At 67.8% G+C, this 13,664-nt stretch carries 12 protein-coding genes and 2 pseudogenes; 4 read left to right on the top strand and 10 right to left on the bottom strand.

Translation table 11 applies throughout. The features are described 5' to 3' along the window. The first annotated feature begins 17 nt into the window (after positions 1 to 17). The 3 genes and pseudogenes from JD77_RS00690 to JD77_RS35005 form a co-directional block, all read left to right on the top strand. Positions 18 to 2,219: a MarR family transcriptional regulator gene (locus JD77_RS00690; RefSeq protein ID WP_145772586.1), complete on the top strand. Its 2,202-nt coding sequence runs from the start codon at positions 18 to 20 to the stop codon at positions 2,217 to 2,219. Between the two features lie 90 nt (positions 2,220 to 2,309). Then, positions 2,310 to 2,626 (top strand): annotated as a pseudogene (locus tag JD77_RS33195) (transposase); the annotation flags it as partial. Positions 2,627 to 2,695: 69 nt separating this feature from the next. Continuing rightward, positions 2,696 to 3,089, top strand: a pseudogene (locus tag JD77_RS35005) (tyrosine-type recombinase/integrase); the annotation flags it as partial. Positions 3,090 to 3,276: 187 nt separating this feature from the next. Here JD77_RS35005 and JD77_RS00700 read toward each other — a convergent pair. The 9 genes from JD77_RS00700 to iolC form a co-directional block, all read right to left on the bottom strand. After that, positions 3,277 to 4,686, bottom strand: coding sequence for an amidase (locus JD77_RS00700; protein WP_145772587.1), 1,410 nt, complete (start codon positions 4,684 to 4,686; stop codon positions 3,277 to 3,279). After that, on the bottom strand, positions 4,683 to 4,877 hold the full coding sequence (locus JD77_RS00705; RefSeq protein WP_145772588.1) for a hypothetical protein: 195 nt from the start codon (positions 4,875 to 4,877) through the stop codon (positions 4,683 to 4,685). The genes JD77_RS00700 and JD77_RS00705 overlap by 4 nt, the downstream gene beginning before the upstream one ends. Then, complete coding sequence (locus JD77_RS00710) at positions 4,874 to 5,365, bottom strand: nuclear transport factor 2 family protein (RefSeq protein ID WP_145772589.1); 492 nt, start codon at positions 5,363 to 5,365, stop codon at positions 4,874 to 4,876. The genes JD77_RS00705 and JD77_RS00710 overlap by 4 nt, the downstream gene beginning before the upstream one ends. 45 nt (positions 5,366 to 5,410) lie before the next feature. Then, a complete protein-coding gene (locus tag JD77_RS00715; protein WP_145772590.1) occupies positions 5,411 to 6,439 on the bottom strand; it encodes an ABC transporter permease in 1,029 nt (342 codons plus the stop codon). Further along, positions 6,436 to 7,989, bottom strand: a complete 1,554-nt coding sequence (locus JD77_RS00720) for a sugar ABC transporter ATP-binding protein (RefSeq protein ID WP_211372451.1) — start codon at positions 7,987 to 7,989, stop codon at positions 6,436 to 6,438. The genes JD77_RS00715 and JD77_RS00720 overlap by 4 nt, the downstream gene beginning before the upstream one ends. 5 nt (positions 7,990 to 7,994) lie before the next feature. After that, entirely contained in the window at positions 7,995 to 9,014 is a 1,020-nt protein-coding gene (locus JD77_RS00725) for a sugar ABC transporter substrate-binding protein (protein WP_170286335.1), read from the bottom strand. Positions 9,015 to 9,166: 152 nt separating this feature from the next. Further along, positions 9,167 to 10,675, bottom strand: coding sequence for a CoA-acylating methylmalonate-semialdehyde dehydrogenase (locus tag JD77_RS00730; RefSeq protein ID WP_145772592.1), 1,509 nt, complete (start codon positions 10,673 to 10,675; stop codon positions 9,167 to 9,169). Next, the gene (locus tag JD77_RS00735; protein WP_145772593.1) at positions 10,675 to 11,559 is read right to left on the bottom strand and encodes a Cgl0159 family (beta/alpha)8-fold protein; all 885 of its coding nucleotides are present in this window, start codon (positions 11,557 to 11,559) and stop codon (positions 10,675 to 10,677) included. Before JD77_RS00735 ends, JD77_RS00730 begins: the two co-directional genes overlap by 1 nt. A gap of 16 nt (positions 11,560 to 11,575) precedes the next feature. Continuing rightward, positions 11,576 to 12,559 (bottom strand): 5-dehydro-2-deoxygluconokinase, encoded by a 984-nt coding sequence (gene iolC, locus JD77_RS00740; RefSeq protein ID WP_246140472.1) that lies wholly within the window; start codon positions 12,557 to 12,559, stop codon positions 11,576 to 11,578. A 72-nt stretch (positions 12,560 to 12,631) separates the two neighbouring features. Here iolC and JD77_RS00745 point away from each other — a divergent pair, with 72 nt between their 5' ends. Then, entirely contained in the window at positions 12,632 to 13,372 is a 741-nt protein-coding gene (locus JD77_RS00745; protein WP_145772594.1) for a GntR family transcriptional regulator, read from the top strand. Between the two features lie 21 nt (positions 13,373 to 13,393). Here JD77_RS00745 and JD77_RS31730 read toward each other — a convergent pair whose 3' ends face one another. Then, positions 13,394 to 13,558, bottom strand: a complete 165-nt coding sequence (locus JD77_RS31730) for a hypothetical protein (RefSeq protein ID WP_170286295.1) — start codon at positions 13,556 to 13,558, stop codon at positions 13,394 to 13,396. Positions 13,559 to 13,664: the final 106 nt, after the last annotated feature.

Consider the following 13,664-nt stretch of genomic DNA (forward strand, 5'->3'; position numbering starts at 1 on the left):
CCGCCCACGGTGCTGGGATGTCCACCGACCCCGGCCAGCCGCGCAATCAGGCCGGCGACGGCAGCGGGAACCTCGGCGACTGGGCCACCTGGCAGGGGCCGGACATGGACTGGCAACCATCCCCCGCGCCCTCCCCGGCGGTGACCCGCACCGACGCCGGCACTGTCCACGCCGGCGACACCCCCCATCACCCGGCCGACGAGCCACCCACCACCACCGCCCCGCTGCACCCCGACCAACCCCAACCCCAACCCACTGCGGACAGCCGGCGGGTGCGCGACCGGGATGAGGCCCGGAGGCTGTTCGACAAGCACGCCGCCCACATCGCCCGCGAAACGGAGCACCGAAGGCATCTGGGGGAGTTGTGGAACGCCCTGATCGAGCGTATGGACGGCGAGGGGACCATCACCGCCAGTCTGTCAGCCCTCGCCAAGGCAACATCCACCGAGGCGACATCCACAACGCGGCCGACGGTACAAAATCGGATGGGGGTATTGCTCGGCAGTGGTCTGCTGCAGCTGGTCCAGAATGGTAGCGGTCGCCTGGCGGCGCAGTACAGGGTGACCGATCCGGGTGAGCCCCAGCAAGCACCGTTGCCGGCCCTTCCCACGGGCAGCCGGTGGGTGCGCAACCGGGACGGGGCCCGGCCAGTGTTCGGCCGGCACGCCGGCCGCTTCAAAATGCAGTGGCGGGATGATCTGCAGGAGTTGTGGAACGTCCTGATCGGCCGTATGGACGACGCCGGGATGATCACCGCCAGCGAGTCAGACCTCACCGAGGCGACATCCATACCGCGGGCGACGGTGCATAGCCGGATCGAGGCATTGCGCGACAGTGGTCTGCTGCAGATGGTCCAGGAAGGTCACCGTCACGCGGCGGCGCAGTACAGGGTGATCGATCCGGGTCAGCCCCAGCAAGCACCGGTGCCCGGCCCTGCTCTCGCACCGGACCTCCCGCAGGGTGAGGACCTGCCCCGGCTGGACGACTGGGACACGCTGCCGATGTCCGGGCCGGCACCTGCCCCGCCAGCGGGCACGAATCTGCCCGGGCCGCCGGACGACCCGGACGCCCCCACGGCATCGCCCTGGCCGACCGGCCCGGTTCCCGACATTGATGTGACCCACGGCCACGGTGCTGCGATACCCACCAACTTCGGCCAGCCGCCCACCGACAATCAGCCCGACGACGGCAACAGGAACCTCGGCGCCTGGGCCACCAACCAGGAACCCGACATGGACTGGCAACCATCCCGCGCACCCTCCCCAGCGGTGCCCCTCCACGCCGACGACACCCTCCAGCACCCGGCCGACCAGCCACCCACCGCCACCGCCCCACTGCACCCCGACCAACCCCAACCCCAACCCACTGCGGCCGGCGGGTCGGTGCGCGACCCGGATGCGGCCCGAACGCTGTTCGACAAGCACGCCGAACACATCGCCACCGCAACGCAGCAGCAGCCGGAAAAGCTGCGGCAGTTGTGGAACGCCCTGATCGAGCAAATGGACGGCGAGGGGAACATCACCGCCAGCCCGACAGCCCTCGCCAATGCGATATCCACAGAAGAGCAGAGGGTGGTGAAGTCGACGGTACATAATTGGATCGCGGCGTTGCGCGACCGTGGTCTGCTGCATCAGCTCCAGAAAGGTCGCGGCCGCCTGCCGGCGCAGTACAGGGTGACCGATCCGGGTGAGCCCCAGCAAGCACCGTTGTCGGCCCTTCCCGCGGGCAGCAAGTGGGTGCGCAACCGGGATAGGGCCCGGCAAGTGTTCGACCAGCACGACGGCCGCTTCGCAATGCGCCGGCGGGATGATCTGAAGCGGTTGTGGAACGCCCTGATCGACCATATGGACGACGCCGGGAGAATCACCGCCAGCGAATCAGCCCTCGCCGACGAGACAAAAACACAGAAGCAGACGGTAGGTAAGCGGATCAAAGAATTGCGCGACCGTGGTCTGCTGCAGCTGGTCAAGGAAAGTCACAGTCAGGTGGCGGCGCAGTACGCGGTGAGCGATCCGGGTCAGCCCCGGCAAGCACCGATGCCGGGCCCTGCCCTCGGACCGGACCGCCCGCAGGGTGAGGACCTGCCCCGGCGGGACCACGGGGATACGTCGCCGATGCCCGGGCCGGAATCTGCCTCGTCGGCGGGCACGGGTCTGCCTGGGCCCTCAGGGCTGCCCAGGCCGCCGGACGACCCGGACGCCCCCACGGCATCGTCCTGATACTCCAACGGAGGGTCGTGGCTTCGGCTGCTGATCGTTCGTCGACTGGTCGTGGTGGATGCGCAGTTGGTCGGGTCGTGGGATGCCGGGTTGGAGGAGTTGTTCTTCCGGTTCTCGCATCGGTTACTCGGATGGAGCCGCGGCGGCGGGCGTGGGCGTATGTGCGGGGGTTGCTGGCGCCGTTGGAGCGGCGTAACGGCTGGACCCTCGCGGAGCAGGCTGGGCAGGTCTCGCCGGACGGGTTGCAGGGCATGTTGTGCAGCGCGGCGTGGGACCGGGACGCGGTCCGCGATGACGTACGCGACTACGTCGTGGAGCAGATCGGCGATGCGGCGGGGCGCTTGTCGCCGACGACACCGGGTTCGTCAAGCAGCGCCTCGGCGGGGGTCCAACGGCAGTACCCGGGACCGGTGCTGAGCGGCGGCGATCCCGGACGAGGTCGAGTTCGCCACGAAGCCGCCTGCACGACGACCACACGTAGCGTCCCGCTGATCGAGGAAGTGCGCCCGATCGTGGCTCGCCGCCTGGACTCCGTTACCGAGCCGCAGTCTCGACTGTTCGCCGGTCCGCGCGGTGGACGGATCAGCACGGCCGCACTGCGGGACGCCACGCATCGGGATGAGGTGGTGACGAAGCTGGGCTACGAATATCTGCGCCGGCACGATCTGCGGCACACCGGCCTGACGTGGATGGCCGACGCGGGCGTGCCGGTGCATGTGCTGCGGAAGATCGCCGGACACGGCTCGCTCACCACGACGCAGCGATACCTACACCCCGACCGGCAGGCGTACACCGACGCCGGAGCGGCACTCAGCGCCCATCTGAAGGCCCGCCGGTCCCCCCGGTGGTCCCCAGCTACGCACGGTCTAGACGACCGACCCCTACCGTTCCAGCAACGACGAGAGGCCACTGACCAGGGCGGACGCCCGGTCGGTGGGTACCACTACGTTCACCGCCATCTGACCTGCGCCCACCACAGCGCGGGCGGGTGGCCACAGCCGTGGTCACCCGTCCGCGCTGTGTGTGCGGGAAGCACCGACCCGTGCGGAGAAGCCCGTCAGGAGTGTGGCACCGGCGATCGTGCATGCCACGAGGTCAGCTGTTGATAGGACGCCGCCGCCACCACGAGAAGGTCCTCCTCGAAGGCCCGGCCGATCAGCTGCATCCCGATCGGCAGTCCGTCTTCGGTGAATCCGGCAGGGAGGCTGATGGCGGGGAGTCCGGTCAGCGAGGGGATCGCATTGTAGCGCAGCACTCCCGTGATGACGTCCACCGTCTGCCCGCTCGGAAGCGTGATCTCCTCCGCACCGAGCGGGGGTGCTCCGAACTCGACGGTAGGCGTCACCAAGACGTCGAAGCTACGCAACACGTCGTCCAGCAGCGACTGCAGATGGCTCCGGTAGCGCTGCGCTTGAATGTAGTGACTCGCCAGAAACAGCTCGGCGCCTTCCATGAGAGTACGTAGGTCGTCACCGTACTCGTCGGCGCGGGTCCGCACCCACCGGCCGTGCGTCCCGGCGGGTTCTGCCATGTTGACCACCTTGAGCGCGGTGATGGCGTGCTCGAGGTCGTCGATGTGCACCGTCTCGACGACGGCGCTGAAGGAGCCCAACGGTGACAGGGCCGCGTCGAGCGCCTGCTGGACATCCGGGTCGGTAGGCCGGTCGGGGCCGGGGGCCAGCACGGCGACTCGAAGGTTGGTGGGTTCAGCCGGCCGGAGCGCGACCGGGCGCATGGACGTGGCCGGGTCCTTCGAGTCGTGTCCCGCGATCGCCCGCAGGATCGTCCCGCAGTCTTCGGCCGTACGCGCCAAGGGGCCTACGGTGTCCATGCTCCAGGCCAGGGGCGTGACACCGGAGTTGCTCACCCGGCCGATGGTCGGGCGAATGCCGGTGACGCCGTTGAACGCCGCCGGGAGCCGGACCGAGCAACCGGTATCGGTGCCCAGGGCTCCGAAGACCTCGCGCGCTGCGACGGCGACCCCCGACCCACCGCTGGATCCGCCCGGCGAACGGCCGACATCCCACGGATTCCGGGTGGGGCCGGTGTGCGGGTTGTACGTCGTGACCCCTTGGGCGAACTCGTGCATGTTCAGGCGGCCCAGGATCACCGCTCCCGCTCGCTTCAGCCGCTCGACGACGGTCGCGTCCGACGACGCGACGTCTCCCGCGAGAATCGCGCTGCCCGCCGCATTGACGTAACCGGCCTGCGAGATGTTGTCCTTGAGCGCGAGAGGGACGCCGTGCAGTTCGCCGAGCACATGCCCGGCACGTCGCATGGTGTCCAAGGCGTCGGCGACCTCCAGCGCCCGGGTGGGATCCACCTGGACGAAGGCGTTGAGCGTCCCGTCCAGTTCCTCGATGCGGTCCAGGCATGCCTGGGTGGCTTCCCGGGAGCTGACCTCGCCGCTGGCCAGCAGCGTGCGCAGCGCCACGATGTCGAGGTCGGCGACGGTCTGCGCACTCACTGCGGCGCCCGGTAGAGAGGAAGGTGCGGCCGGGAGTCGACGAACCGGCTCAGCTCGTTCGCCGCCGGTAGCAGGGACTCCAGGTGGGCTCGATCGACCCGAGCACGTTCGTCGGACAGGTCCAGATCCACGAGACGTGCCATGTCACGCACCAGCCGGTCCGCCGAGCTGAGCTCGTCGTCGGTGCTCATGAGGCTGCTGATGCCGCGAACGGGCCGAACTGCGCCGCGCTCCAGCCGGCGTCGAACGGAGCGATGGTGGCGAACCGCAGCCGCATCTCCACGAACTTCCAGCGACCGTCCTCGATGCGCATGGTGTCGTCGTACCATCCCGAGACCCAGTGGTCGCCTCTGCCGTTGACCGTCGACGGCTGCCACAGGTACCAGCGGACCTTCGCCGAGTTCCCGTCCTCGCTGAGCTCGATGTGCGGCGCCACGATGACGTGGAACGCCCAACTCATCCGCCCCGCCGAGTCGGCGTAGAACCGCCTGAGCGCTTCGGTACCCCGGTGCTCTCCGAAGCCGTGGTCGCCGATCCAGGCGCCGTCCTCGGTGAAGAGCTCCAGGTATCGGTCGGCGTCCGCGCCGGTGTCACACAGGTAGGCGTAGTGGGCCTTGAGCCGGCGGATCTCCTCATGGGACTCGAGCCTGCGGATCCGCTCCTCCAGAGCGATGGTCATGAGTGTGCTTCCTTTCTGCGATGAACTCGGGGTGTGCGGGTGGGGTCACATCGTCTGGCCCTCGCCGCTGGTCAACCGGGACATGATCAGTGCGACGAGAATGATCACGCCGTACGCCGCATCGATCCAGAAGGACGGCACCTGGGAGAGGGTCAGCACGTTGGAGACGACTCCCAGGGTGAGGACACCGGTCAGCGCACCGAACATCGAACCCCGGCCGCCGTTGAGGCTGATCCCGCCGATGACCGAGGCGGCGACGGCGGTGAAGATCAGGTTCTGTCCCTGCACCGCGGTGACGGCACCGAGCCGGCCGGCCTGCATCAGGCCGGCGAGGGCGGCCATCGCCCCGCCGAAGACGAAGATGCCGAAGAGCACTCGCTGTACCCGGATGCCGGCGGCGCGCGCGGCGTCGGGATTGCCACCGATGGCGTAGATCGCCCGGCCGATCCGGTGGTAGCGCAGGAACACCCCCACACTCAGGAACAGGATGCCCGCGATGTAGACCGAGACGGGGATCCCCAGGACGGAGCCCGACCCGAGCCAGAGGATGACGTCGGGCAGCCCGAAGACGGTCTTGCCGCTTCCCACTCCGAGCACCAGGCCCCGCAACAGGATCATCATCGCCAAGGTCGCGACGAAGGCGTTCAGCTTCAGGTACACGATCAGGCCGCCGTTCACGGCACCGAACGCCACACCTACGCCCAGTGCTACCAGGATGCCCAGGACGGGGTTCAGCTCCACCCCGTACCCGCCCGTCGCCGCCGGGACCACCAGCAACGCTGCGACCATGGCCGACAAACCGAAGGTCGATTCCAAGGACAGGTCGATCCGGCCGACCAACAGCACAAGCGACAGCGCCACGACGATGACGGCCAGCTCGGAGGACTGCTGGAGCACATTGATCAGATTCCGGGCGGTCAGGAACCGGTCGTTGAGCAGGGCGCCGACCACGACCGCCGCGATGAGAGCCGGCACCAGGGCGAAGTTCCGGAAGAACGGAACTGCGGCTGCCGGCCAGCCGCCGCGTTCGCGCCTGGGCAGGACGGAGGCAGACGTCGAGGTGTGCGCGCTCATGAGGGGTTCTCCACGGGTGTGTTCTGCTGACTCAGTCCTTCGATCGCTGCCACGAGCTCGGAGTCCTCCCATCCTGAGGTGAACTCGGCGGTAAAGCGGTTCTGCACGATCACGAGCACCCGGTCGCAGTAGCGGAGCTCGTCGATCTCGTCCGAGACGACGATTGCGGCCCTGCCGTCCGCGACAAACTGCTCGACGCGGTGCATGAGAGCGTCACGCGAGGCGACGTCCACACCCTGCGTGGGACGCTCGAGCACCAGGACGTCCGGGTCCGATGCGAGGGCCCTCCCGACAACCACCTTCTGCTGGTTGCCTCCGCTGAGCGCCTTGACCGGGGTCTGCAGGTCGGACGTGACCACCCCGCAGGAGTCCACCAGCTCCGCGGCGAGACGCCGCTGACGAGCGCGCCCGACGAATCCTGCCGGACCCAGTGCCGGCAGGACGCTCAAGGTGAGGTTCTCGGCGACGGACATCCCTGCCACGAAGCCGCTCCGGTGCCGGTCCTGGGGCACGAAGCCGATGCCGGCCTTGATCGCCGCGTCGACCCGGCCGAAGGGCAGGGCCACGCCACGCAGTGCCACGTTTCCCGACACGACCGGACGAAGGCCGGCGAGACTCTGGGCCAGCTCGAATCCGCCGGCTCCTGCCTGTCCCGCCACGCCTAGGATCTCCCCCTCGCGCAGCTGCAGATCCACTCCGGGTAGATCTCGTTGCCAGGTCAGGGCACGAACGTCGAGCAGGATCGGCGACGGCTCCCCGGCTGCGCCGAGTCGCGCGGTGCGGGCTGCCGAGTCCTCGCCGACCATGGCCTCGACCACTTGATGCTCCGCGAAGGAGCTCAGTGCTCCCGCGGCGACCGTGCGCCCATTTCGCAGGATCGTCACGTCGTCGCAGACCTCGTACATCTCGGCGAGGTGGTGGGATATGTACAAGAAGGTGAGACCGGACTCGCGCAGCTGATTGAGGACCGACAGGAGCCGCTTGATCTCAGGCCCTTCGAGCTCGGCAGTCGGCTCGTCGAGGATCAACAGCGGAGTGCGGCGCTTCAGGGCACGGGCGATCTCGATGATGCGCCGCTGTTCGAGCCCCAGGTCTGCCACATCGGTGTCCACCGGAATCCGGATGTCCCAGCGCTCCAACTCCTCCCGAGCCTGCCGACGCATCCGCTTCCAGTCGATGGCGCCGAACCGGGTGGTCGGCTGCTCGTTGAGGAAGAGGTTCTCCGCGACGGAGGCGCCGGGGACGACCGACGGCCGCTGGTAGACGCACGAGACGAGCGACTTCCAGGCGTTGCGGTCGGCCACCGGCGGCACCGGTTCGCCGTCGATGCGCACGATCCCGCTGTCGGCGGACTCCAGGCCGGAGACGATCGACACCAGGGTCGACTTGCCGGCGCCGTTACGACCGACAAGAGCGTGCGAGCTGCCCCGCCGGACCGTGAGCGCGCCGTCGGCGAGCGCTTGAGTGGCGCCGTAACGCTTGGTGACCGCCTCGACATGGAGGGTGGCTGGGCCGGGGTCGCGCTCCCCCGGCCCACCCTTCATCGCCATCGAGCTCACGAGTTCGCGTTGTTCCCGAACAGCGAGGCGTCGTCGACGTTCGCCTTCGTGACGAGAGGTGAGGGCAACAGGTCCTCCGGGTTGCCGTTGTTGACGACGATGGTGCTGTCGTGGTCGGTCTTGCCCGCCTTGAAGGTCTCCCCCTTCATCGCTCGGGCGAGGTAGTCGATGCCGTACTCGGCGTACTTGTCGATCGGCTGCGAGACCGTGGCGTCCAGGTATCCCTGCCGGATCTGGTCGAGACCGAAGGGGCAGCCGTCGATGGAGACGATGGAGATGTGCCCCGGCTCGCCGGCCTTCGTCAACTTGTGCGCACCCTTGAGCACGTTGATCACCGACGGCAGCAGGCCGCAGTCGGAGTGCACGTAGATACCCGTGATGTCGTCGTCGGCACTGATCACCGACTGGGTCTGGTTGGCGGCCTCGTCGGCGTTCCAGTGGGTGGGCTTGGACACGACGGCGATGCCGGGGAAGTTCTCCTTGATGCAGTCGTTGAAGCCGTTGGTCCGATCGAGGCCGTTGATGCTGGCCAGGTCACCTTGGAGTTCGAGCACCTTGCCCGCGCCGTTCAGCAGCCTGCCCATCTCCTCACACGCCGACTTGCCCATGAGCGCATTGTCTGCTCGGACGGTGATGGCCACCTTGCCATTCGACGGCGCGACGTCCGTCGCTACGACGGGCACGTCGTTGTCCTTCGCATAGTCGAGAGCGGGCGCGATCGCGTCGGAGTCGATCGGGACCACGATGAGACCCTCGGCGCCGTTGGTGATCAGCGTTCGCACATCGGTGATCTGCCGGCCCGGGTCCTGCTTGGCATCGGTCGGTTCCAGCAGGCGCAGGCCCGCGTCCTTCGCCTCGGCCAGGGTCAGCTTCTGCTGAACGACATAGCCCTCCTGAGAGAGGAACGGCATCGCCAGTCCGATCGTTTTCCCCTCACTCGTGCCGGCTCCGTCACCGGATCCGTCGTCCGATCCGCAGGCGCTCAGCATCAAGGCGCTGGCCGCGATGAACGCCACCAGGGCCCCGGGTCGCTTGATTCTCAACATGTCACTCCTTGGATGTGTGCCGAGATCACAGGAACTGCTCGAAGCCGCCAGGGCCTCGTGTCGATGGCTCACTCTTCGACACCGCTTGTCATCCTGTCAATAAGTTGTTCTTATGTCTTTACTTAGCTGGCAGTGGGGAAGGCGAAGCCGGTGCTGCCCCTGTCTGCACGTTCCGGCCACCTCGTGGTGACGACCTTGGCCTGGGTGTAGAACCGCACGCCCTCGGGCCCGTGGATGTGGTGGTCGGCGAAACGCGAGTCCTTCCATCCACCGAAGGAGTGGAACGCCATCGGGACGGGCACCGGCACGTTGACACCGACCATCCCTGCCTTGACCTGCCGTTGGAAGGTCCGGGCAACCCCACCCGAGGCGGTGAACACCGCCGTCCCGTTGCCATAGGGATTGGCGTTCACGAGTTCCAACGCCGTGCCTAGACTCGGCACCCGCAGGACGCAGAGCAACGGCCCGAACACCTCGTCCTGGTACGCGCTCATCGTGCTGGAGACCCGATCAAGCAAGGTAGGACCGACGAAGAAGCCCTCGTCGTGGCCTGGAACCGTCGTGCCTCGCCCGTCGACCACCACGTCGGCGCCGTCCCGCTCCGCCTGGTCGACGTACCCGACGACGCGGTCACGGGCAACCGGGGAGATCACCGGCCCGAGGTCGGAGTCAGGCGAGGTGCCGGGGCCCACCCTCAGGCCGAGCGTGAGGTCACGGAGCTTCGCGACGAGTTCGTCGGCGATGCCACCGACCGCGAGAACGGCCGAGATGGCCATGCATCGCTGGCCCGCCGAGCCGTAGGCGGCCGCGAGGATCTGGCGCGCCGCGTGGTCGAGATCGGCGTCGGGCATCACCACCGCATGATTCTTCGCACCCCCCAGCGCCTGTACCCGTTTCCCCGCCGCGCTGGCGGTCTGGTGGACGTACCGGGCCACCGGCGTCGACCCGACGAACGAGACCGCGGCGACGTCCCGGTGCCTCAGCAACGCATCCACCGCGACCCGGTCACCATGAAGCACGTTGAAGACGCCGGCCGGTAGTCCCGCTTCGGCGTACAAGCGAGCGATGAGGTCGGAAGCGCCCGGTACCCGCTCGGACGGTTTCAAGACGAATGTGTTGCCCGTGGCGATCGCGATCGGGTGCATCCACAACGGGACCATCGCCGGGAAGTTGAACGGAGTGATCCCGGCCACCACGCCGAGCGGCTGCCGGAACGTGAACGTGTCCACACCGGTCGAGACCTGATCGCTGTACTCGCCCTTGAGCAGCTCGGGGACTCCGCACGCGAACTCCACCACCTCGCGTCCGCGCACGACCTCTCCCCGCGCGTCGTCGATCGTCTTCCCGTGTTCGGCGGAGATCACCTCCGCGAGGTCGGTCTCATGCTCGACGAGGAGCTGGCGGAACGCGTACATGACCCGGGAACGTGCCGTGACCGACGCCTCCGCCCACGACTCGTAAGCCTTGGCGGCGCTTGCCACCGCGGCGTCGGCATCAGCCTCCGAGGCGAGTCTGACCCGGCGCATCGTCGCACCCGTCGCCGGGTCATAGACGTCCGCGACCCGATCGCCCTGTCCTGCGTACCTGCTGCCGCCGATGATGTGGTCGTACGTTGTCGTCTCGATCGCCATCAGAGCATCCTCACCGCGGCGTCGACCGCCGACTCGACGTCGCCGTCGGCCGGGTAGAGCATCGACCTGCCCACGACCAAGCCACGCACGTTCGGACTCTCGAGCGCTGCGGACCAGGAGTCGAACTGCGCGGCCTGGTCCGGCCCCACCTCGCCGCCGAGTAACAGCACAGGCATGGTCGTCGAGGACAGCAGGGCCTCCATGTCGGCTACCACCGGCAGCTTCAACCACGTATACGCCGAGGTGGAGCCGAGGCCGGCCGCGATCGTGGCCGCCCGGATAGCCTCCGTCACGTTCAGGTCATTGGCCAGCCGTCCGTTGGCCCGCCGGGAGATGAAGGGCTCGATCATCGCCATCAGACCGTGCCGGGCCAGGTCGTCGACGGCTGCGCCGCACGCGTGGAGGGTCGAAGGCGTCGCCAGGTCCTCCGGATCGATGCGAAGCAGCATCTTCCCGCCTTGGAGTCCGCCCGCGGCTATGGCGTCGGCAGAGTAGCCGGTGAATCGATCGTCGATCTCGAACGACGTGTTGGCGATGCCACCACGGTTCATCGAGCCGATCACGACCTTGCCTTCGAGCGCACCCAGCAGCAGAAGGTCTTCGATCACGTCCGCGGTGCCGAGGACGCCGTCGACACCATCGTGCGCAAGCGCACGCACGAGTCGGTCGAGCAGGCCGACCCGGTTCGCCATGGCCAGAGCGTCGGAGCCGGCGCCCAACGCACCACGCGCCGGATGATCGGCGGCGACCATCATCAGTCGCTTCTCACTACTCCGCCAGAGCTGCGGCATGGCGCGCTGGGCGAGGAGCTGTTTGATCCGCCCCGGATCCACCGCGCGCATGCGAACGAGATCGCGCACTTCATCAGGTCCTACCACCGTCATATTCACTCCGTCCGAATCAGGCTTCTGGGGTTGGCGCAAGGAGATCGGCGAGCACCGGCATCTCGTCGGCGCATCCGAGACGACCGACCACGTGGGCCCCGGCGCGACCGGCGATCTCGAGCATCTCCGCGAGTTCCCAGTCGTGCAGGAGCCCGTGGCATACGACGCCGCCGAACGCGTCACCCGCCCCGAGTCCGTTGACCACGGCCACGGGCGTCACGGCGACGTGGACGACGTCGCCGGCTCGCGAACCGAGCACGCCATCCGGCCCTTGCTTCACGATCGCGAGTTCGACGCCGCGCTCGTGGAGGCGGGCCGCCAGTTCGTCCGGACTCCCGGGGCCTACGGCGACCGCACACTCCTGGGCGTTGCCGAGAGCAACGTCGACGTAGGGCAGCAGCTCCGCGATCCGTGCCGCCGCCTCATCCGGCGACGGCCAGAAGGTTGGGCGGTAGTCGAGGTCGAGGACGGTGAGCCCCGGCCGGTCCCGCCGGGCACGCGCGATCGCATGGTGAGCGCTCCGGCTGGGCTCACGACTCAGCCCGCTGGCCGTCAGCCACAGCAGTCGAGCCTCGCTGATCGCGGCACGATCCAGGTCGTCCTCCCCGATCATCAGATCCGGCGCGACAGGCGCCCGGTAGAAGTACAGCGGGAAGTCGTCGGGCGGGAACAGCTCGCAGAACGTGATCGGCGTCGCCAGGTCCGGCACCGTCTTCACGAACTCCGTCGCCACGCCGAAGCGCTCCAGGGCGCGGACGGCGAAGGAGCCGAACGGGTCGCCCCCGACACCCGTGACGACCGCCGCCCGGTTGCCGAGCCGGGCCGCAGCAACCGCGACATTGGTGGCACTGCCGCCCAGGAACTTGCGGAATGTCTCCACCTCGTCGAGCCCGACTCCGGACTGCTCGGGGTACAGGTCGACGCCGATCCGCCCTACAGTGACGACGTCGTACTGGTCGACGTGTTTGTCTTTACATTCAGGCACGATCGCAAGTCTCACCGACCGCCCCCGCCGCTGTCAAGCTTTGTCCTTACATAAGGACTTCTGGATGCCAGCCGGTATGCTGCACCCGTGACCAACCCGCTCCAGATCGTCGTCGACCGCTCGAGCCCGATCCCGCTGTACTTCCAGGTGGCCGAGCAGATCGAGGCCGCCATCAATCAGGGCGTGCTCACCCCGGGCGAGAAGGTCGAGAACGAGGTCACGCTTGCCGCAGAGTTGGGCCTGTCGCGCCCCACCATGCGACAGGCGATCCAGACGCTGGTGAACAAGGGCCTGGTCGTGCGAAAGAGGGGCGTGGGCACGCAGGTCGTACAGAGCAAGGTGCGTCGCTCGGTCGGGCTCACCAGCCTGTACGATGACCTTGCCTCGGCGAACCAGGATCCGCGCAGCGAAATCCTGCGCCTGGAGCGGATCGTCGCCGATGAACCGGCGTGCACGGCCCTCGCGCTCGACTCCGGCGACAAGGTCTGGCATCTGAGGCGGCTACGTTTCATCGGCGAGGAACCGCTCGCCATCATGACCAACTACATCCCGGCAACGGTTGCGGATCTGGAGTCGTTCGACCTCGAGAACGGCGGACTGTATGGCTCATTGCGCCAACACGGCGTCCATATGCAAGTCGCCCGTCAACGCATCGGAGCCAGGCGCGCCGAAGGCGACGAAGCGCGCCTCCTCCGCCAGGCACGTGGCGCGCCTCTGCTGACCATGAGCCGCACCAGCTACGACAGTGCCGGAAGGATCGTCGAGTACTGCAACCACGTATACCGACCCGACCTCTACTCGTTCGAGACCACACTCGTCGACCGCTGATTCCCTATCGAGGATCGGTTGTCAAGAGGGCGGGTTGCCGGTGGTGGTCTCGGCGACGCGGATGAGCAGCAGCGCGAGCCAGCGCAGCAGGATGTGGGCGCGGATGCGGTCCTCGCGGCGGTGCAACACCGGCCGTAGGTCCAGGGTGGTCTTCATGTGGATGTGTCGGAAGGTCGGCTCTGGCACCGAAACGGTGGTGGGCACCGTCCTGAGTCGCCGGTGTTGTAGGTGATCATGATTCCGGTGGGACGTGACCAAGTCGGTATTCCCCGGGCCGTCTTCGCTGGTCATC

It is taken from the genome of Micromonospora olivasterospora, assembly GCF_007830265.1.
Taxonomy (GTDB): Bacteria; Actinomycetota; Actinomycetes; order Mycobacteriales; family Micromonosporaceae; genus Micromonospora; species Micromonospora olivasterospora.